This is a genomic window from Marivita sp. (genome assembly GCF_051251565.1).
Lineage (GTDB): Bacteria > Pseudomonadota > Alphaproteobacteria > Rhodobacterales > Rhodobacteraceae > Marivita.
Genome location: NZ_JBPOFB010000018.1, coordinates 1 through 20343 on the forward strand (window position 1 = coordinate 1; position 20343 = coordinate 20343).

Sequence of the window (20343 nt, forward strand, 5' to 3'; positions counted from 1 at the left end):
CTCTCGGCGACACCTCAACACTCGCAGACCCTTCCGTCGTCGACGACCTCATCCAAAACCGAATGAATAAGGCTTGATTTGCTGCAATTCGCAAACATCAGGGCGGTCTTCGGACCGCCCTTTTTTTGCATCGATTTGATTAAGTTTGTTCACAGGAAGCCACTGCACCTGATGAAATTTCATGTTAGGCTAATTGCAGTGGGGGCTCTTATTGATGGAGCACGAAATGCCTTTGATCCAGCCAATGACACCTAGCACAACATGGAAAGTATCATCTCGAACAGACCCGTCACCACCAAACAAAACGAACGCTCTGACACCAGCAACAACCGCAGCGCTGCCGCTTGCTCAACGGGCCGATGACACGGCAGTTGCCCCCGCCGCACCACCGTCAGCTGTGCAAATGCAGATAAAGGCCCTGATCACGGAGCAGGCGCAATCGCGCGACTCGACCATAGTCGAAAAACGGGACACGGATCGGTAATTGCCACACCACTTCTCCGCCCAAGCATGGCATCAAGGAGGATGCACAGACCTGTGACGATCAGAATGATCACACGCCCCCCTTGCTCCTGAAGTGTAATCGGTGCAAGGAATGACGTGCAATACAGGTGGTGCCCGTAGGGAAAGCGGGCAAACGACCCCGACACGGGGACCAGCCGCCAAAAGCCAAAAAGCGGGTGAGGAACAGCATGAGCAAAACCAACCATGACGCGGACGTGGATTTTATCGAAGCACTGGCAAAGCTGCTGCGCGAGAATGATCTGACCGAATTGCAGGTCAAACGCGAATATGGCGAAGATGACAGCCTGAATGTCCGGGTCAGCCGCGTCATCCAAGCCGCGCCAGTGGTAACAGCGCATGTCCCGACACAGGCAGCCGCACCCAGCGTTGCAGCCGTGCCAAGCGCGCCGCAACCCGAAGACCCGGCCGCCCATCCCGGCGCAGTGACCTCTCCGATGGTGGGCACCGTTTACATGCAAGCCGAACCCGACGCGCCGTCTTTCATTTCGGTCGGGCAGCAGGTTGCGGAAGGCGACACGCTCTTGATCGTTGAAGCAATGAAGACGATGAACCATATTCCTGCCCCCCGCAGCGGCACAGTGAAACGTATCCTTGTCGAAGACGGAGCCCCCGTCGAATACGGCGCGCCGCTCGTCATCCTCGAATAAACGGGGCAGAGCATGTTTGACAAAATCCTGATTGCGAACCGGGGCGAGATTGCCCTCCGCGTGGTCCGCGCCTGCCGCGAAATGGGTGTGGCCAGCGTGGCTGTTCACTCTACAGCGGATTCCGACGCGATGCATGTGCGTATGGCTGATGAGGCGATCTGTATCGGACCGCCCTCGTCGACCGACAGCTACTTGTCGATCCCCGCGATCATCTCGGCCTGCGAAGTCACCGGCGCACAGGCAATTCATCCTGGCTATGGGTTCCTTTCGGAAAACGCACGTTTTGTACAGATTGTTGAAGACCACGGCCTGACCTTTATTGGCCCCACCGCCGAACATATCCGCGTCATGGGCGACAAGATCACCGCAAAAGACACGATCAAAGCGTTGGGTGTGCCTTGCGTGCCCGGGTCCGATGGCGGCGTGGCCGATCTGGCCGAAGCCAAGGCTGTGGGCGAAATCATCGGCTATCCCGTGATCGTCAAGGCCACAGCTGGCGGCGGCGGACGCGGCATGAAGGTGGCACAGACTGCGGCCGACATGGAACGCGCGTTTCAGACCGCACGCTCCGAGGCGAAAGCCGCCTTTGGCAATGACGAAGTCTATATCGAGAAATACCTGACCACCCCCCGTCATATCGAGGTGCAGGTGTTTGGCGACGGCAAAGGCAAAGCCGTGCATCTGGGCGAACGCGATTGTTCGCTACAACGCCGCCACCAAAAAGTTCTGGAAGAGGCCCCCGGCCCCACCATCACCGCCGAAGAACGCGCGCGGATCGGCAAAATCTGCTCTGACGCGGTGTCCAAGATCAACTATGCGGGCGCAGGGACGATCGAATTCCTGTACGAAAATGGCGAATTCTATTTCATCGAAATGAACACGCGCCTTCAGGTTGAACACCCTGTCACCGAAGCGATCTTTGGCGTCGACCTGGTGCGCGAACAGATCCGCGTTGCGTCTGGTCTGCCGCTGTCGTTCGAACAGAACGAACTGGTCATCAACGGGCATTCCATTGAGGCCCGGATCAATGCGGAAAAGCTGCCGAATTTCTCACCTTCGCCCGGTCGGATCACGCAATACCACGTGCCCGGCGGATTGGGTGTGCGCATGGACAGCGCGCTTTACGACGGCTACACGATCCCGCCTTATTACGACAGTCTGATCGGAAAACTGATCGTGCATGGCCGTGATCGGGACGAAGCGCTTGCGCGTATGTCGCGCGCGCTTGGCGAATTGATCGTGGACGGCGTGGATAGCACGGTCCCGCTGTTTCGTGAATTGCTGCAAGACCCGGATGTGCAAAGCGGCACCTATAACATCCACTGGCTCGAACATTGGTTGGAGCGCACCTATGCAAGCCCGCAGGGATAATCCAACGCACGCGCAGACCTGAGGCAACCGGCCATGAAACATGACCGTCACGCCTGAACTTCTGTTGCAAGCCTATCGCGTTGGCGTGTTTCCCATGGCCGAACATCGCGACGACCCAGAGATGTTCTGGGTCGATCCGCGCAAACGAGGTGTGGTTCCGCTTGATGCCTTCCACATCTCGCGCAGCCTTGCCAAAACGCTGCGCCGTGACGGCTATCGCGTGACCCGAAACACACGGTTTGCCGATGTGATCGACGCTTGCGCAGATCGTAGCAAAACCTGGATCAACCAAGACATCCGCCTGCTCTATCAGGAACTGCACCGCAGGGGGGATGCCCATTCTATTGAAGTGTGGATGGACGACAATCTTGTCGGGGGGGTGTACGGCGTGACCGTCGGTGCTGTGTTTTGCGGCGAAAGCATGTTTTCGCGCGAACGCGACGCGTCCAAGATCGCGCTGGCGTGGTTGGTGGATTTGCTGCGCCGCACCGGGTTCGTGCTATTCGACACCCAATTCTTGACCAATCATTTGGCATCTTTGGGGGCCGTCGAAATCACCCGCGCCGAATATCACACGCATTTGGCACAGGCCTTGTGTCTTGAAGCCGATTTTATGAGGCAACCATTGGCCGCGTCCGGTCAGGACGTTGTGCAGCGCAACACCCAGACATCGTAGCGCTGGTGATCCATCGCGTTCAACGCGGGGGACGACGCGATCATCCATCCCTGAAACACCGGGGCGTTCTTGCCAATTTCCGTGATGCTGAGCGATGCGTACGCCTCGCCTGCGGCATTTCCACTGGGGTAGCGGCATTCATTGGCCGTGATGGTAATCCGTCCAACGGTTGCAGATTGCAAAGTGGCAATTTGCAAATCCTCGACCTTGCCCGTCAGCTTGTCCAATGCCCTCACAGCAACGCCCGTACCATTGGACGTAGCCAATTGCGCCACACTGGTTGTCGCCACAAGGAGTAAGGTCAACAGGGCAAACAGACGTGTCATGGGTGTTCTATCGCCTTTGATCCGCGCGGGTGCTATAGCAAGACTGGATTATTCCGGTCGCCACGCCTCATAATCCTGACGCGGTTTGGGTTCGGCGCGGCGGATCGACCCGGCAGGCGCGTAGGCCAGCACCGTACCTGTCAGGTTTTCCTGATGCGGTTTGACCCATGCTTTGGTGGGCAAAGGCCGATCGGTCGGCGTTTCCTTGAACGTGTGATGCAACCAGCCATGCCAATCAGGATCAACGCGACTGGCCTCGGGCTCACCGTTATAGATCACCCAACGCCGCTTGGCGTCGCGCGTCTGGTAGAAGATGTTGCCTTGGGTGTCCTCACCCACTTTTTCGCCATTGCGCCACGTATAAAACTGGGTGCCGAGCGTCTGCCCGTGCCACCAGGTGACTGCGCGAAGAAGGGTATTCAGAATGCCCATGGACGACTCCTCGGGGTTGGTTCAGCGTCTTATACGGCGCTTTGAAGGCCAAGGTCCAGCGCAGCTATGACGCAGCAGGCGCAAGCGCGGTCACTTCGATCTCGATCCGGTATTTCGGGTCGATCAAGCCGCATTCAATCATCGTTGCCGCCGGCGGGTTGTCGCCAAAGGTCGCGGCAAGGATGTCGTAGCACGCCTCAAACTCGTGGCGGTCCGGCAGGTAATACGTCACCCGCACCACATCCGCTATCGACGCGCCCGCCTTGTCCAACGCACCTGCGATCACATCCAGCGCACTTTGGCATTGCTCGGCCACGGTGTCGCCCTGCCCCACGGTGCCCGCCACATGGACAAAGCCCCCTGCGACCACGGCCCGGCAATAACCGATCTTGGCCTCGAATGCCCCACCGGATGAAATACGTGTTATCGTCATCGTTCGTTTCCCAAAAAGAAAGGCGGGCAAAATGCCCACCTTTTATCCTTTACAGCGCGTAAAGACTTAGCCCGCCTCAACAGACTCTTTTTTCTGATCCGCGTAGATCATCAGCGGTTTGGCGTCAGAATTCACAGCCTCTTCGTTGACAACCACTTCGACCACTTCGTCCATGCCCGGCAGTTCGAACATGGTGTCCAGAAGGATGTCTTCGAGGATCGACCGCAGCCCCCGCGCACCAGTCTTGCGCTGGATTGCACGCTTTGCGATGGCGCTGAGGGCGTCATCGGTAAAACTCAGCGCGGTGTCTTCGATTTCAAACAAACGCTGGTATTGCTTGACCAAGGCGTTCTTGGGCTGGGTCAGGATGATGATCAGCGCATCCTCATCCAAATCTTCCAACGTTGCGATGACCGGCAAACGGCCTACGAATTCCGGGATCAAGCCGAATTTCAAAAGGTCTTCCGGCTCAAGGCTTTTGAAGGTCTCACCAATGCCCGCTCCGCTGTCGTCGCGCACATCGGCGCCAAAGCCCATTGCCGAGCCTTTGCCACGCTGCTTGATGATCCGATCCAGACCCGCAAACGCCCCGCCGCAGATAAACAGGATGTTGGTCGTATCCACCTGAAGAAATTCCTGCTGCGGATGCTTGCGCCCACCCTGCGGCGGCACAGACGCAACCGTGCCTTCCATCAGCTTGAGCAACGCCTGCTGCACGCCCTCACCCGACACATCGCGTGTGATCGACGGGTTTTCGGACTTGCGTGTGATCTTGTCGACCTCGTCGATATAGACGATCCCGCGCTGCGCACGTTCCACATTGTATTCGGACGATTGCAACAGCTTGAGGATGATGTTCTCTACATCCTCGCCGACATAGCCCGCTTCGGTCAGCGTGGTTGCATCCGCCATCGTGAACGGCACATCCAAAATCCGCGCCAATGTCTGTGCCAACAGCGTTTTACCACACCCCGTGGGGCCGATAAGCAGGATGTTCGACTTGGCCAGTTCGATATCAGACGACTTTTGCGAATGGTTCAGACGCTTGTAATGGTTGTGCACCGCAACCGAGAGAACCCGCTTTGCCACCGACTGACCGATCACGTAATCGTCCAACACATCACAAATCTCGCGCGGGGTTGGCACGCCATCCGTAGACTTCAGGCCACCGCCTTTGGTCTCTTCGCGGATGATATCCATGCAAAGCTCGACGCATTCGTCACAAATAAAGACGGTCGGCCCTGCGATCAGCTTGCGCACTTCGTGTTGGCTTTTGCCGCAGAAGCTACAGTAGAGGGTATTTTTGCTGTCGCCGCCAGAATTCGTCGCCATCTCTTAACCTTTCCCGACTCACCTTAAGGGTGATTTTCTGAAAATCACAAACCCTAAGCGTGTGTCATGTTTTCTTCCCAGAACCTTAGGACAGCAAAACTTGGGCCACAACGCCAAAAACACATCCAAGGCGTCGTGACCCAATCACGATTATTCGCTCTCACCGCTCTTGGCACGGCTTTCGACGATCTCGTCAATGAGACCCCACTCTTTCGCTTCGTCCGGGGACATGAAGTTGTCCCGCTCGAGCGCGGCTTCGACCTTTTTGAGGGTCTGGCCCGTGTGCTTGACGTATATCTCGTTCAACCGCGTCTTGAGCTTTTGCGTCTCTTGCGCGTGGATCATGATGTCCGTTGCCTGGCCCTGATACCCACCCGAGGGCTGGTGCACCATGACGCGGCTATTGGGCAGGGAGAACCGCATGCCTTCAGCACCGGCCGTCAACAAAAGCGATCCCATCGATGCTGCCTGACCGATCACCAGCGTGCTGACTTTGGGTTTGATATATTGCATCGTGTCATAGATCGACAAACCGCTGGTCACGACGCCACCGGGGCTGTTGATGTACATGCTGATTTCCTTGGACGGATTTTCCGCCTCAAGGTGCAAAAGCTGTGCTACGATCAACGATGACATGCCGTCATGCACCGGACCGCTCAGGAAAATGATCCGTTCCTTCAACAGGCGCGAGAAAATGTCATACGCGCGTTCGCCACGGCTGGTCTGCTCAACCACCATGGGAACAAGCGTGTTCATGTATGTATCAATGGGATCTTTCATCTGTGCCTGCCTGGATGATGCGCCCACCGGACGGGGGGCTTGGTTGCGAGTTCCCACAAGACTAGTGCCCGGCTCTGGGGGCTGCAAGGGGCAGTGGTTTCAGTTGCTGCCTTGACCCCGCGCTGCGCGACGTTACCTCGCGCCACATGACAGAACTCTTTTTCCCCTCCCGTACGGCCGCACTGGAAAGACTTTCCCGTTTTGTGCCAAAAGCGGCGCGCGATTACGCCGCGCAGCGAAACTATGACCGTGGGCCGGGAGCACATGACAATGTTTCGACCCTGTCCCCCTATCTCAGGCACCGCGCGGTCACAGAACCCGAGGTGCTGGAGGCCGTTCTGGGCCGCTATTCCCTCAGCAGCGCCGAAAAATTCGTGCAAGAAGTGTTCTGGCGTACCTATTGGAAAGGCTGGCTGGAAATGCGCCCCGCAGTCTGGGGCGGCTACCAGCATGGCCTGTCGCGCGCATGGGATCAGGTCCAAACGCAATCCGGCCTTCGCGCAGACTGGGAAGCCGCCTGTCGCGGCGAAACCGAGATCGACTGCTTCAACCATTGGGCACAGGAATTGGTGAACACAGGCTACCTGCACAACCACGCCCGTATGTGGTTTGCCTCGATCTGGATCTTTACCTTGCGCCTGCCTTGGGAACTGGGCGCCGATTTCTTCTTGCGGCACCTGTTCGACGGCGATCCTGCGTCCAACACGCTCAGTTGGCGCTGGGTTGCAGGGCTTCAGACACAAGGCAAAAACTACGCCGCGCGCGCCTCGAATATCTCAAAATACACCGAAGGCCGGTTCGCACCGCTCTACCAGCTCACCTCGACTCCCGAACCCTTGGACGGACCGCCGCATCCGCCCCGCATGGACGCCCCCTTGGGCGACACGCTTGATCCGTCAAAACCGTCGGTCCTGATCTTGCACGAGGACGACCTTAGCCCCGGCTGGCTGTTTGATCTGGGGCTCAAACCGCTGGCCACCGCCACGCTCGATGCCACCGGCAGGATCAGCCTGCTGCATGTGGCCCCGACTGTCACCGCCTTCAAATCCGCACTGATCACAGAATGCACAACGCGGTGGGCCGCCACGCTTGGCCCGCTCACCCTTGGGCTGACCACCGCACAACAGCTAGAGGATTGGGCTCGCTCGGCAGGGGCAGAGCAGATCGTCACGCCCTATGCGCCTGTCGGCCCGGCTGCAACGATCCTGAACGATATCCGTGCCCTGCCCGTGATCCGCCCCTTGCGTGCGTTTGACCGACACGCGTGGCCCCATGCCACTGCCGGGTTTTTCAAGTTCAAAAAGAAAATCCCAGAACTCGTGGGCGCGATGAAAGGCCTTCAGGCCGTTTGATCTTCTTCTTTTGAAAAATATGCCTGGAGGTTTGGAGGGCTGGCCCTCCAATCAGTCGGATCGCGCAGCGATCCGACACTCATTCAAAAGAAAAAGGCCGGGACAGAAGCCCGGCCTTTCCCATATGCCAAATACTAAGGATCAGCCGAACATATCCGTGGTGATCCCCTCGTACCAGCCGATGCTTTCCTCAAAGGTGGCCTTGCGCAAGGCAGCGTCCTCGCCGGTCTGGCTGACAAAGCTCGACACGCTGGCGATCTTTTCCTCGTTCGGCTCATAGGCCGCGCCGACCTTCACGCCATCATCGGTTGCGATCAGCGACCAGCAGGTGTTCGAATACTTGGCCGGGAACACACGGCTGCCCGTCAGCGCCCCGCGCACCGCCATGGCCGCCACCTTGGCCTGGCTGTTGGCCGAATAGCCCGACTTGGGCATGTCGCCCTGATTGGTCGCATCGCCAAGAATGTGGATATTCTCATCCATCCGCGACACCATGCTCAGGCCGTCTACCGGAGCCCAATTGCCATCGGTCAGCCCCGCCGCGTCGCAGATCAGCCCTGCTTTTTGGGCCGGGATCACATTGACCACATCCGCATTGATGACCTCGCCATCGATATCGACCGTCATCGCCGCCGGATCGACAGAAACGTTGTCGCCGCCAAAGTCCGGACCGATCCGCGTGATCATGCCAGCGTAGTGCTTTTGCCAGCCTTCTTCGAACAGGGCCTGCTTTGAGAAGCTTTCCTTGGGATCAGCGATGATGATCTTGGCAGTCGGGTTGTTCGCCTTGAGCTGATGCGCGACCATCGAGATCCGCTCGTAAGGTCCGGGTGGGCACCGGTACGGGTTGGGCGGTGCGACCATGACGAAGGTGCCGCCTTCGGGCATCGCCATGATTTGCGCCTTGAGCAGTTCGGTCTGGCTCCCGCCCTTATAGGCATGCGGCATCGCATTTTGCGCCGAGACGTCCCATCCGGGCACCGCACCGTCAACAAAGTCTATCCCGGGGCTCAGGATCAACCGGTCATACGGAACCGATCCCCCCCCCGCCAAGGCGACTGTCTTGGCATCCCGGTCGACGCCTGTGGCCCAATCATGCACCACGTTGATGCCGAATTCTGATGCCAGGGTGCCGTAAGAATGCGCAAGGTTTTCGAGCTCCCAGAACCCGCCAATATAAAGATTGGAAAAGAAGCAGGTGTAGTAGCTGCGACTGGGTTCGATCAGCGTGACATCAATCTCGCCCGCGCTGTCCTTGGCGATATAGCGGGCGGCTGTCGCACCACCGGCCCCGCCCCCCACGACAACCACTTTGGGTTTGCCATGCGAAGCTGCATGCACCATCGGCGCAGCGAGCGTTGATGCCGCCGCCATCCCGGTGCCCACAAAGACACGTCTGTTCAGTTTCATGGTCGTCCTCCCTTTTGAAATCTTCCTCCAAGACGTGACGGTGAAACCTCTTTCGGGTCTTTACTCACTCTTGGCAAAATATGCGGCCAGTGCGGCGATCTCCTCGTTTGACAATCGGCTGGCCATCATCTGCATCACTGGATGCGGTCTCAGCTTGCGCTTGTAGGCATGCATCGCAACGACAAAGTCATCCTCCGGCCATTGCGTGATCGCCGGGATGCCTGCGTCTGCCCCACTCGCTAGGTGACAGGTCTTGCATTCGCTGGACAGGTATTCGCCGTATTCATCATCGCCCACGATGGCGAGCACCTCTGGCGGCAATTCGACCTCGCGCGCCTGCGCTGTGGGCGCGGCCTCGGGGATGTTCTGCGGGCTTGCCGAATATGTACGCAGATAAGCCAGAATATCCGCCCGTTCTTGAGCGTCTTTAAGGCCGGCAAAATTCATCCGCGTGCGCGAAACAAGCGCTTTGGGGTTTTCAAGATACGCATCCAGCGTGTTGCGTTCCCAGGTCAGGCCATCGGCGCCCATCATTGACATATCGTCAGAGTATCGAAACCCCTCATGCGCCCCGGCTCGCCGTCCAAAAATCCCGTTGAGATGCGGACCAATGCGGTCTGACGCCCCTTGCCCGACCTGATGGCACGATCGGCACTGGGCAAAAGCTGCCTCACCCTTGCCCGGGTCGCCGAACTCAGCTGCTAAAGCCAGCTCGATGTCTTGCGCTGACGCGGACATATCTGTCGGGGGTGCCAGACTTGCCTCACGAGCGGCTTCTGCATCGGCCAATGCTGCGGTAAGCGCGACTTCTAATTCCGCAAGTTTTGTTTGCAAAGCGGCGGTCTGATCCGCCTTGGCCGCAAGGGCCGTATTGCTGTCTTCAAGCTGTGCCAAACGCCCGGTCAAAGCGTCCAATTCCTGACCCCGATGCTCACGAGCTGTCCAGCCATACGCCGTTCCCAGAACAAGCGCAGCGCCGCCACACATCGCAACAAAAAGACTTGATGAATTCGTGGTCATGCAAGCTGCTCCTACAGCAACACCGGACTGTCCTTCGGCACACCCTTTTTACTCATGGCGACTGCGCGGCGAAATACCCCGCCGCGCAGCATTCACTTATTCGAAGCTTGCCAGATACGCGGTCACGGCCGCAATATCTTCTTCGGATTTCAGGCCGGCAAAGCTCATCTTTGTCCCCCGCGCATAGCCGCGCGGGTCAGCAAGGAACGCGCCCAAAGCTTCGGCTGTCCAGGTACCTTCCATTTCGGCCAGAACCTTGGAATATTTGAAGCCTTCAACCGCGCCAATATCCGCGCCAACAATGCCGTTGAGCTGCGGGCCGGACCGGTTCTTGGCACCTTCACCAACCTGGTGGCAGGCCTTGCATTTGCCGAACACTTTTTCACCGGCTGCAACCAGTTCGGTGTCCAGTGCTTCGACCGCCGCCGCAACAGGCTCGGCAGGGGCCTCTTCCGCAGGTGCTGCAGTCGCCACTTCAACAACGGCCGCAGCTTGGGTCGCGGCCTCTGCGCCCTCTTCTTCGGGTGTCACATCAAGCACGGTGGCCCGCATTGTGATTTCAACGCTGTCCTTGCAGTTCTCCATGCAAGGCTCAGTGCGCCAGATCGTATATTCCGTCTCGGCACGGTCATCGATGATGAAGCCATTGGCATTCGGCATCTCGACCTCAAGGAAGTTCTCGTTGCTCAACACGAAATCCTCGTCCACGAGGAAGTTGGAATACAGAATATACGCCACCATCGCATAGACATCATCGTCGCTCAGAGTTTGCGCGTTGCCATAGGGCATAGAGCGATGAATATAGTCCCAGGCCGTGGACAGGTAGGGCCAATAGCTTCCGACTGTTTTCAACGGATCTTCATCTGCAAGTGTGCCTTCGCCACCGGCCAGCTTGGGCCAGTTGCCCGCACCTTCGGCAAATTCACCGTGACATACTGCACAGCTTTCCGAAAAGACCATCTCACCGTCTTCGACCGACCCTGAACCAACGGGCAGGCCTGTGCCGTCCGGGCTCACGTCGAGATCCCACGCCGCGATTTCTTCGGCCAAAGCTTCGCGGCCAAGACCAAGCTTGCCAGTGCCAACCTCTGTCGAGGCGTTTGCAGCGCTCACAAATAGACCGCCGCTGGCAGGCTCTACCGACGCAATCGCCGTCATCACGGGCGGGTTCTCAGGAAACGGCGCAATGTTGCGATCTGCAAAATTTGCGGCTGCCGTCAGAACCACCAAGGTTCCAACGCCAACTCCGCCGAAAAGATTAAGAGACTTCGACATTTTCTGCCTCCCCGTTGGGCTTGACGTGCCACGTTTGAATGCAGTTGTTGTGATAGATCGAGTTTTCGCCGCGCACTTCGCGCAGCTGCGCTTTAGTCGGCTGAACATACCCGGTTTCGTCGATCGCACGCGATTGAAGCAGCAAATCTTCGCCGTTCCATGTCGTGTCGAGATAGAAGCGCGTCAGCGCCATTTTCTCGCCCGGCTTGGCCAGACGCGCGGTTTCCCATGTCTTGCCGCCATCCTTGGACACGTCAACGCGGGTGATCGCACCATGGCCGGACCACGCCAGACCTGTGATCACAAGCGGCCCTGCTCCATGGGTGATCGGCGATTGCGGGCTGGGCGACGTGACAACGGATTTCGCATCCATCGCCCATGTCCATTTGCGGCTTGTGCCATCGGCCAGCGTGTCCGTGTATTTCGATGTCTCTTCACGGCTTTCGACCGCGTTTGGCATCACTTCGATCCGGCGGAGCCATTTGACCCACATGTTGCCTTCCCAACCGGGGACGACAAGGCGCACGGGATAACCGTGCTCTTTGCGCAGCGCTTCGCCATTCGCCTTGAATGCGACAAGCACGTCGTCAAGCGCCTTGTCCATTGGGATCGACCGCCCGTTCGAGGACGCATCGGCTCCCTCGACATAGACCCATTTGTCCGACAGGTCGCCTGCCGACTCTAGTCCGGCTTCGCCCAAAAGCGTTCGCAACGAGACACCCGTATATTCCATGTTGTGGATCATACCGTGGGTGAACTGCGCGCCATTCAATTGTGCACCCGCCCATTCCATACCGGTATTGGCCGCACATTCGCAGAAATACACATGGTTCTCGCGCGGGAACCGCTCAAGATCGGCGTAGGAGAACACCAGCGGCGTATCCACCAAGCCATTGATCATAAGGCGATAATCTTCTTTGCGCAGCTCGATCGCGCCCGAGTGGTGGCGTTCAAACGCACAGCCCTGCGGTGTGATCGTGCCTTCCAGCGCGTGGATCGGCGTAAAGTTGATCGAACTGGTGGTGTCAGCGGTCAGCCATTCCACATTGCGGCGCACCACATCCGCTTCGTATTCAATGGGCAATCCGTAAGGCGTGGCATCAACGCCATCCCCAAAGGACATGGCCCAGTCCTGCGTTTCCGTGATCAGCGGGTCCGGCCCGTTTGCCCGCGTAGCGCCCGCAGCAGTCAGCCCTGCCGCCGCAGCCGCAGAGCCCCGCAAAAACGCGCGACGGGAGGGTTTGAGGATGTCAGACATATCTCTCGCTCCGATTGACATTATGCGCCCACAACCGTGACGCTGTTATTGGGTTGAACAGTGACTGTGCCAAGCTTTTTGATATGCGCTTCGACCACGTCCCAGATTTGCGGACCTTCGGTGTTTTCATTGACCGAGGCCCAGCCAGCGACGACATAATTCTTCGCCGGGTCAATAGCTTCTCCGGTCTTGAGCAAGACCATATCGGTGATCCGCTCGCCCTGCGGCTTTTGCACGTCAATCCGGTAGCCCATGCCACCGATACGCACCATGTCTCCCCCCTGCTGGTAGTAGGGATCAGGGTTGAAGATGTTGTCGGCCACGTCCTCAAGAATGACCTTGATGAACTCGCCCGTCATTTCAGACCGGTACGCCTTGCCATAGCTCATGGAGGTGACATTCCAGATATCTTCGCGGGTGATGTCATCGCCAGGGATCAGGCTTGGCCCCCAACGCACGCCCGGGGACATGGCGATGTCGGCCTCACGTTCGCTCAGAAGCGCGTCGCAGATCAGATCGTCCCATGTGCCGTTGAAATTGCCCCTACGGTACAACAGGCTGTCGGTTTGGCCGATCACCTCTTCCAGCTGGTCTATGAACGGCGCGCGCTGTTCGTCGATCAGGGCGGTCATGTCGGCATCGGGTTCAATTACGTCCGAAAAGATCGGGATCAGCTTGTGGCGGAACCCCATCATGCGGCCATTCTGGATGTCCAGATCGACCCGGCTCACGAATTTACCGTTGGAGCCGGACGCAATCAGGATCGTGTCGCCCACCAGCACCGGTTCGGGCAGCGCGTCATGCGTGTGCCCCGTCAGGATCACATCAATGCCCGTGACCTTGCTGGCCATGCTTTTGTCGACGTCAAAGCCGTTATGGCTCAGGCAGACGACACATTCCGCACCTTGTGCGCGCACCTCGTCCACCATTGCCTGCATATTCTCGTCGCGGATACCGAACGAGTATTCCGGGAACATCCAGCCGGGGTTCGCAATCGGCATGTAGGGGAAGGCCTGACCGATCACAGCAATCTTCACGCCACCACGTTCGAAGAACTGGTAGGGCGGGAAAAGGTCGGCCGGTTCGTCCCATTCGGCGTCAAAGATGTTCTGCCCCAGCGCTGCAAAGGGAAGACCCTCGACGATCTCGCGGACCCGGTCAGACCCAAGCGTGAATTCCCAGTGGAAGGTCATCGCATCAGGACGCAACTGGTTCATCACGTTGACCATATCCTGACCTTCGGTGTGATAGCAGCTATACGATCCATGCCACGTATCCCCGCCGTCAAGCAGCAGTGCATCAGGACGGTCGGCCCGGATCGCGTTGACCACGGTGGCCACGCGATCCAGTCCGCCTACGCGCCCATAGGCTTTGGCCAGGGAGGAGAAATCGCCAGAGCTGAGCGCGTAATGAGAAGGGCTGCCATCGTCGATGCCGTAGAGTTTGCGGAAATCAGCCCCGGTGACGTGCGGCACGGCACCCCGGTTTTCACCAACACCAATATTCACCGACGGCTCGCGGAAGTAGATCGGCTTGAGCTGTGCATGGATGTCCGTGACGTGAATCAACGAGACATTTCCAAACGTGTCGAACTGCAACAGCTGATCCTGCGTCAGCGCCTGCTGCGCCGCCAGTCGGGACCAATTGCCAAAGCCGGATGCGCCAACCAGCGCAGAGGCTGCCATCGACACCTGAAGGAAATCGCGACGTGAGATCATGGGAGGGCCTTCTTCGATGTCTCTCCACACATTCGCATGTGTGAATGAGTTAAAAGTAAAAAAACCCCACGCCAATGTTGGCGCGGGGTCGATTGATTTAGTTGCGAACCGACGGACCTTCGACCGAAAGGCCGTTGCCACGCGATGCCACATAAAGTTCGAGAGCTACGAACTCGGGCGAACCCGGCGCAAATGTTTCAGCGCGTGTGTCACGAACACAGCCCTTGAAGCGGCCATGAACAGTGTTCAGCTTGGCATTCTTCAACCGGTATGTCGGGAAGCCGTTGATCTGGCCCTGGCTCAGATGGTCGGCGCGAATGTAGTTGCCATAATTATCTTCGTGGCAATTCGCGCAGGATAGCTCAAGCTGGCCGGTGCGTGTGTAGTAAAGCTCTTTGCCCTGCTCCCACGTTTCGGCGACCGGACCGTCAATTGCAACGTTTACAGGCATACCGCGCGACTGAACCGAAATAAGCGCTTCCATCGCAGCCATCGGCGCGCTGTCGTACTTGTACGCATCGGCACCCATCTGGTTGGTGCGGCAATCATTGATCTGCATCGCCAAAGTGCGGACTTCGCCCGCTTCTTCGTTCCACTTTGGATAGACAGCGCGGACGCCTTCCATCGCTTCTGGACCTTCGTGGCAGGACGCGCAGGATTGTTCCGCCGTGCCTTCCACTTTGTTCCACGCATCCATAGCCTGATCCACTGCGATCATGCCGGGATTGTCGAAGGTGTCCATTTGCATGGATTGCGTGTCGTCTTCACGAAAATGCCAGCCAGACATAATTGTGTCGACCCCAGTTTCGCTCATGTGTGCAGGCGCCGCGGCCTTCGAGATCATTTCTTGACCGTCGATCGTCAGCGTATCGTCATCTGCACCACCCGCGAAAACCATGGGGGCCGAAATAGCCAGCGCGGCGAACGCTGTCATTGCCTTGAATTTCATTCTGTTCCCTCCCGAATTAATCCCTGCCCCGTCGACCGGGACAGAGAGGAGCTTTGTGCTCAGACCGTGATGGCTTTTGCGTCTTCGTAGACGGACCCGTCATCGTCATACCAAGTGAACTTGAATTCACCGGCTTCGGGCACAGTTGCCTCGAATTCGAAATACGGGTTGGTCGAAATCGCCGGCTCCAACGTGACATCGATAACGTTCTGGCCGTTAAAGTCGCAAGTGAAGCGGTTGATGATCGAGCGCGGGATCGGGTTACCGTCACCGTCTTTGCGTTGCCCCGATTCCATCGGGTGGCTGATCAAAGTCTTGATAACGATGCCTTCGCCAGCCGAAGCGGACTTTGGAACCTTGACGCGGGGTTTTACACCGGATGCCATGTTGTATCTCCTGAAATCTGTATATTGACCGTTAGCCGCCGCAGCCGCCGATGGTGACCTTCACGGTCTTGGCGCTGCGTGCAAAACTGCCATCCGCCAGCTTGGCGATGGCGATCACGTCCTGCGTGCCGGCCAGACGCATGCGCGTGCTTGCCGATTGTGCCGCGGCCAACGGGCCGAAGTTGAAAGTCGCGACGCCGGGTGTCGGGTTGCCCGCCGCCAGAACCAGGATCGCCGAGGCGCCCGGTGCGGACACTTCGATCGGAACGGTGTTGCCGTTCTCGGCGATCTCGGGGGCCGTCAATTCAACACCGGCATTGGCCAGATCGGCACCGCCAGTGAATGCGCTGATGGCATCGTCAACCGAAGCATTGGCGCGGAACGGCAGGACGAAGGTCAGCGCGGCTGCCCCACCCAATGCCAAGGTTTCGCGTCTCGTGAAATCCATGTCGTGTCTCCTATCTCGGTGTTGGGCGACTTAGCTGTCTTTCAGCGTCATCAAAAACGCCACCACATCTTCAACTTCCTGTGCCGTGAGAATTGGCATCAGGTCTTCTTCTTTAGCACTCTTGCCGGTGTAGCCGTCACCGGGGCGGATGAAGCCGCTTGTCTTGTAAAAGCCCGGCATGACCGACCCTTCAAACATCATCTTCGCGTTCGCCACGATACCGCGCAGCTCTTCGGCTGTGCGGTACTCGCCGATGCCATCCAGCGATGGGCCAACTTCTCCGTGGAACGGCGCGTCGTTCAAAGCTGTGACAGCGTGGCATGCAACGCAGTTGCCCTTACCCCGGCTGACCATGACTGCGGCCCCGTTCTCTGCATCACCGGCGACACCGGACAATGATGCCGCCACAGCACCGTATTCGTCGAATTGAACCTCACCCGGGGTAACCGGGTTGGCGATGGCTGCGGTTGCGCAAAGCACGACAGCAGCTGAAATACCTGTTAGCTTCATAGTCCCTCCCTTACCGCCCGATACGTTGACCGAGCTGACATATGGCTTTGTATACCGTAGGCCACAGAACTTGATTCACGCAACAACAAATTCACAGAAGTGAATAATTGAGTATGAATGTCGCAGGTTTAGTCCGTGCTCCCGTTGCTTCTTTGCTGGATCATACGCGCATGGTAACGCTGGAAATCCTCTTCTCCATCAAGAAGATAGCGCTTCTCCGCTACCCATGTGAACATATCAAGAGTGGTACCCTTGCCAAAAGCCCCAGGCATGACGGCCACCGACGCTTCCAAGGCATTTTGGCCCTCTGACACCTCTTCCGGCAGGAAAACGATGTTCGGTGTGAACATGACGCGCCACTTTCGGGCCATGTCCTTCTCTGACAAGGTCTCGCCATCGAAATCAGTCACTTCGATGTCGCCATGCAGGTTCAATTGCACCACGAAGTAGGTGTCACCAATATAGTCGCTGACCACAGCATCCGAGAACACCTCTTTGTGCATCTTATCGCAATAGATGCACCCACGCTGCTCAAAGAACAGGACCAGACGCTTGCCTTCGGCGTTCGCCTCTGCAAGGTCTTCGCGCAAGTCCTTAAACGTGTCACGCATCCACGGCTGCTTGTGCAGCCCGTCATCCCCAAGCTCTGCCGCCATCACCGGAAGCGCCATCAAAAGCGCCAACGCGCCCCCCAACACATGTTTCATAATCCGTCCTCCTCCTCTTCAAAGGTTGGCGATCATCCCAGCGATGACCAATTCGGAAACCAACGTAACATCGCGTCCGCAATCAGGTTCACGGTGTCGGTGGCGATCAACATTGCAAACAGAATCAACATCCCGCCCATGACCTTTTCCGCATAGTGCAAAAAGCCCCGATTGCGGGCTGTCCAGCGCAAAAACGGCCCAGAAAACAGCGCGGCAATCACGAACGGCGCAGTCATGCCGACCCCGTAGACAAACAGCAGCAACCCGCCCTGGAACATATCTCCCATGCCGCCTGCAATCATCAGGATCGATGCCAGCGCCGGCCCAACGCAAGGTGTCCAGCCAAAGCCAAAGGCAAGCCCCATCACATAGGCCCCTGCCCAGGTCGTGGGCTCGGTCTTGGCCTCGACCCGCGCTTCGCGGTACAGGATCGGAATGCGCACGACGCCCAGAAAGTGCAGGCCAAACGCGGTCAAAACCGCCGCCGCGACATAGCGCAATGGCTCGCGGAAGTCCGCAAACGCCTGCCCCACCGCTGTCGCCCCCATGCCCAAAAGTACGAAAATCGTGGTCACGCCCAGCGCAAACAGGCAGGCCGACAAAACAAGGTTCCACGCTATTCCACGCGGCACGTCGTCTTCGCCCTTTAGCTCGTTCATCGAAATCCCGGCCATGTAGCACAGGTAAAACGGAACCATCGGCAAGATACAGGGCGTAAAGAAACTTAGCACCCCAGCCAGTGCTGCACCTGCAAAAGAAATGTCGAACATTGGCAGGGATTCCTTGAATTATTCACATATTCAAATTAAGTGTTTTGTTAAGATGCCGTCAATTGGTGAATGATGAACGCGTTAAATGCCCTTGCTCTTGGAGTTGCACTGTCGCTCTGCCCGGCATGGGCCGGGTCGGTTCTGGCCGAACCCTATCTGGTGATGGTCGATCAACCTGGCTGTGTCTACTGTGAAAGATGGCATGCGGAGATCGGGCCGGCCTATCCCAAAACCGCCGAGGGCCAGTTTGCGCCGCTTATTCGTGCAGATTTGCGCGAAGGCCCTCCCGAAGGTGTCACCTATGCGCGGCGCGTGCTTTTCACACCGACATTTGTTCTGATAGAAAATGGACAAGAACAGGCCCGCATAGAAGGATATCCCGGTGAAGATTTCTTTTGGCCGCTGCTGACCAAACTTCTTGAAGACAACACTGATTTTTCACCCATAGCAGAGGCCGAAACGGTCCGGAATTAGAGGCACGGCATGGCACTCCCCCAGCTAAGTCCAGACCTGAGCGACGATGAGCTTGATCGCATCGTTGACAAGGCAACAACTGCGTCGAACTTTCTCAAGGCGATAAGCCATGAGGGCCGGTTGATGATCCTGTGCCACTTGGTGACCGGCGAAAAATCAGTAACAGAGCTTGAAGAACTGCTCGCTGCACGTCAGGCGGCGGTCTCACAACAATTGTCGCGCCTGCGTCTCGAAGGGCTGGTGATCCCACGGCGGGATGGCAAGACGATCTATTACCGTTTGGCCGATGACAGGCCCCGCAAGATGCTTGAATGCGTCTACGAACTGTTTTGCAAAGACGACTGACCCACCCCGTACTCTTGTCTTGCTCTCACATCTGACTAACCGCATACTTGCCGGGGGAGCCTGTCTTGGGAGGGCAGCACATGTTGGCGAGCGTACCGGAACACATTCTTGTGGCGGCGGTTGGGTTGTTTGGGGGCGTCTTGCTGGGATTGGCCGCCAGGCTTGGCCGCTTTTGCACCTTGGGCGCAATCGAAGACGTTCTCTATGGCGGCTCGGACACCCGGTTGCGCATGTGGGGCATCGCCATCGGCACCGCGATCATTGGCAGTTTTGGTCTCATGGCAGCCGACGTTATTGACGGGGGCACCACCTTTTACCTCTCTATCAACTGGTTGCCTTGGGCGTCCGTGGTCGGCGGGCTCATGTTTGGCTACGGCATGGCACTTGCCGGGAATTGTGGCTTTGGTGCCGTGGCCCGGCTGGGCGGTGGCGACCTGCGCAGTTTTGTGATCGTGCTGGTGATGGGCGTGTCCACCTATGTCGTTCTCAGCGGTCCACTGGCCCCCTTACGCGATATGCTCTTTCCACAAAGCCCTGTCCTGCCCGGCGATGTGCCCCCTGGAATCGCCCATGCCACGGCGGCGTGGACGGGCCTGTCCACAAACACGATCGGGCTAATCATCGGCCTTGGCATTCTGGCATTTTCTGCTGCGTCGCGTGCCTTCGTCGACGCGCCGCACTCTGCCATCTGGGCCGCTGTGGTGGGCCTTGCCATCGTCACAGGATGGGCGGGCACATCATGGGTCGCCAATACCGGTTTCGAGGCGCTGCCCGTTGTCTCCCACAGCTTTGCCGCCCCGCTTGGTGAAAGCATCATGTGGTGGATGATCGGGTCCGCGCAGCCCGTGAGCTTTGCCGTCGGCTCTGTTGCGGGCGTCTGGGTTGGTGCCTTTACCGGATCGTTGATAAAGGGGCATTTCCGCTGGGAAGCCTGCGAAGACCCGCGTGAATTGCGCCGACAGATCTTTGGTGCGGCGCTTATGGGTGCAGGTGCTGTAATCGCGTTGGGCTGCACCGTTGGACAGGGCATCAGCGCGTTCTCTCTGCTGGCCTTTAGTGCCCCGGTGACCTTTATTGCAATCTTTGCCGGCGCGTCTTTGGGCCTGCGGCAATTGATCGTCGGTTTCAACCCGGCGGAATAACCCGCGAACCGTTGCCAAAGAATCACGCCGTCAAACATTTCTGTCACAGCGATTCAC

General features: G+C 58.0%; 23 protein-coding genes. 7 read left to right on the forward strand and 16 right to left on the reverse strand.

The window, feature by feature from the left end; translation table 11 throughout:
• Positions 1-692 precede the first annotated feature (692 nt).
• From accB to aat, 3 genes are read left to right on the forward strand one after another with little or no spacing between them, the layout of a single operon-like run.
• Positions 693-1172, forward strand: a complete 480-nt coding sequence (accB, locus tag ACSHXH_RS16305) for an acetyl-CoA carboxylase biotin carboxyl carrier protein (protein ID WP_435672856.1) — start codon at positions 693-695, stop codon at positions 1170-1172.
• 12 nt (positions 1173-1184) lie between these two features.
• Entirely contained in the window at positions 1185-2543 is a 1359-nt protein-coding gene (accC, locus tag ACSHXH_RS16310) for an acetyl-CoA carboxylase biotin carboxylase subunit (RefSeq protein ID WP_435672857.1), read from the forward strand.
• Between the two features lie 40 nt (positions 2544-2583).
• Positions 2584-3219 carry a leucyl/phenylalanyl-tRNA--protein transferase gene (aat, locus tag ACSHXH_RS16315; RefSeq protein ID WP_435672858.1) on the forward strand — a complete coding sequence of 212 codons (636 nt, stop codon included), beginning with the start codon at positions 2584-2586 and terminating at the stop codon, positions 3217-3219.
• Here the strand turns inward: aat and ACSHXH_RS16320 are convergent.
• The 5 genes from ACSHXH_RS16320 to ACSHXH_RS16340 form a co-directional block, all read right to left on the reverse strand.
• On the reverse strand, positions 3183-3545 hold the full coding sequence (locus ACSHXH_RS16320) for a DUF2155 domain-containing protein (protein WP_435672859.1): 363 nt from the start codon (positions 3543-3545) through the stop codon (positions 3183-3185). The two genes, aat and ACSHXH_RS16320, sit on opposite strands and share 37 nt — an antisense overlap.
• A 48-nt stretch (positions 3546-3593) precedes the next feature.
• Positions 3594-3977, reverse strand: a complete 384-nt coding sequence (locus ACSHXH_RS16325; RefSeq protein ID WP_435672860.1) for an NADH:ubiquinone oxidoreductase subunit NDUFA12 — start codon at positions 3975-3977, stop codon at positions 3594-3596.
• A gap of 64 nt (positions 3978-4041) precedes the next feature.
• Positions 4042-4410 carry a RidA family protein gene (locus ACSHXH_RS16330; RefSeq protein WP_435672861.1) on the reverse strand — a complete coding sequence of 123 codons (369 nt, stop codon included), beginning with the start codon at positions 4408-4410 and terminating at the stop codon, positions 4042-4044.
• Between the two features lie 66 nt (positions 4411-4476).
• Positions 4477-5742 carry an ATP-dependent Clp protease ATP-binding subunit ClpX gene (gene clpX / locus ACSHXH_RS16335; RefSeq protein WP_435672862.1) on the reverse strand — a complete coding sequence of 422 codons (1266 nt, stop codon included), beginning with the start codon at positions 5740-5742 and terminating at the stop codon, positions 4477-4479.
• 150 nt (positions 5743-5892) lie between these two features.
• Positions 5893-6522, reverse strand: a complete 630-nt coding sequence (locus ACSHXH_RS16340) for an ATP-dependent Clp protease proteolytic subunit (protein WP_435672863.1) — start codon at positions 6520-6522, stop codon at positions 5893-5895.
• A 146-nt stretch (positions 6523-6668) separates the two neighbouring features.
• Here ACSHXH_RS16340 and ACSHXH_RS16345 point away from each other — a divergent pair, with 146 nt between their 5' ends.
• Complete coding sequence (locus tag ACSHXH_RS16345) at positions 6669-7874, forward strand: FAD-binding domain-containing protein (RefSeq protein ID WP_435672864.1); 1206 nt, start codon at positions 6669-6671, stop codon at positions 7872-7874.
• 141 nt (positions 7875-8015) lie between these two features.
• Here ACSHXH_RS16345 and ACSHXH_RS16350 read toward each other — a convergent pair whose 3' ends face one another.
• The 11 genes from ACSHXH_RS16350 to ACSHXH_RS16400 form a co-directional block, all read right to left on the reverse strand.
• Positions 8016-9284, reverse strand: coding sequence for an FCSD flavin-binding domain-containing protein (locus tag ACSHXH_RS16350; protein ID WP_435672865.1), 1269 nt, complete (start codon positions 9282-9284; stop codon positions 8016-8018).
• A gap of 60 nt (positions 9285-9344) precedes the next feature.
• On the reverse strand, positions 9345-10022 hold the full coding sequence (locus tag ACSHXH_RS16355) for a c-type cytochrome (protein WP_435672912.1): 678 nt from the start codon (positions 10020-10022) through the stop codon (positions 9345-9347).
• A 378-nt stretch (positions 10023-10400) separates the two neighbouring features.
• The gene (locus ACSHXH_RS16360) at positions 10401-11579 is read right to left on the reverse strand and encodes a c-type cytochrome (protein ID WP_435672866.1); all 1179 of its coding nucleotides are present in this window, start codon (positions 11577-11579) and stop codon (positions 10401-10403) included.
• Positions 11563-12837, reverse strand: coding sequence for a sulfite dehydrogenase (gene soxC, locus ACSHXH_RS16365; RefSeq protein ID WP_435672867.1), 1275 nt, complete (start codon positions 12835-12837; stop codon positions 11563-11565). The genes ACSHXH_RS16360 and soxC overlap by 17 nt, the downstream gene beginning before the upstream one ends.
• Before the next feature lie 20 nt (positions 12838-12857).
• Positions 12858-14555, reverse strand: coding sequence for a thiosulfohydrolase SoxB (gene soxB / locus ACSHXH_RS16370; protein WP_435672868.1), 1698 nt, complete (start codon positions 14553-14555; stop codon positions 12858-12860).
• Positions 14556-14652: 97 nt separating this feature from the next.
• Entirely contained in the window at positions 14653-15504 is an 852-nt protein-coding gene (gene soxA / locus ACSHXH_RS16375; protein WP_435672869.1) for a sulfur oxidation c-type cytochrome SoxA, read from the reverse strand.
• Positions 15505-15563: 59 nt separating this feature from the next.
• On the reverse strand, positions 15564-15890 hold the full coding sequence (soxZ, locus tag ACSHXH_RS16380; protein ID WP_435672870.1) for a thiosulfate oxidation carrier complex protein SoxZ: 327 nt from the start codon (positions 15888-15890) through the stop codon (positions 15564-15566).
• 31 nt (positions 15891-15921) lie between these two features.
• Complete coding sequence (soxY, locus tag ACSHXH_RS16385) at positions 15922-16338, reverse strand: thiosulfate oxidation carrier protein SoxY (RefSeq protein WP_435672871.1); 417 nt, start codon at positions 16336-16338, stop codon at positions 15922-15924.
• Positions 16339-16368: 30 nt separating this feature from the next.
• Positions 16369-16848, reverse strand: a complete 480-nt coding sequence (gene soxX / locus ACSHXH_RS16390; RefSeq protein WP_435672872.1) for a sulfur oxidation c-type cytochrome SoxX — start codon at positions 16846-16848, stop codon at positions 16369-16371.
• 128 nt (positions 16849-16976) lie between these two features.
• Positions 16977-17555 (reverse strand): thioredoxin family protein, encoded by a 579-nt coding sequence (locus ACSHXH_RS16395; RefSeq protein WP_435672873.1) that lies wholly within the window; start codon positions 17553-17555, stop codon positions 16977-16979.
• A 32-nt stretch (positions 17556-17587) separates the two neighbouring features.
• Positions 17588-18325, reverse strand: a complete 738-nt coding sequence (locus ACSHXH_RS16400; RefSeq protein ID WP_435672874.1) for a cytochrome c biogenesis CcdA family protein — start codon at positions 18323-18325, stop codon at positions 17588-17590.
• A gap of 69 nt (positions 18326-18394) precedes the next feature.
• Here ACSHXH_RS16400 and ACSHXH_RS16405 point away from each other — a divergent pair, with 69 nt between their 5' ends.
• The 3 genes from ACSHXH_RS16405 (at position 18395) to ACSHXH_RS16415 (ending at position 20286) form a co-directional block, all read left to right on the forward strand.
• Positions 18395-18799: a thioredoxin family protein gene (locus ACSHXH_RS16405; RefSeq protein WP_435672875.1), complete on the forward strand. Its 405-nt coding sequence runs from the start codon at positions 18395-18397 to the stop codon at positions 18797-18799.
• 9 nt (positions 18800-18808) lie between these two features.
• On the forward strand, positions 18809-19144 hold the full coding sequence (locus ACSHXH_RS16410) for an ArsR/SmtB family transcription factor (RefSeq protein ID WP_435672876.1): 336 nt from the start codon (positions 18809-18811) through the stop codon (positions 19142-19144).
• An 80-nt stretch (positions 19145-19224) separates the two neighbouring features.
• Entirely contained in the window at positions 19225-20286 is a 1062-nt protein-coding gene (locus ACSHXH_RS16415) for a YeeE/YedE family protein (RefSeq protein ID WP_435672877.1), read from the forward strand.
• Positions 20287-20343 lie beyond the last annotated feature (57 nt).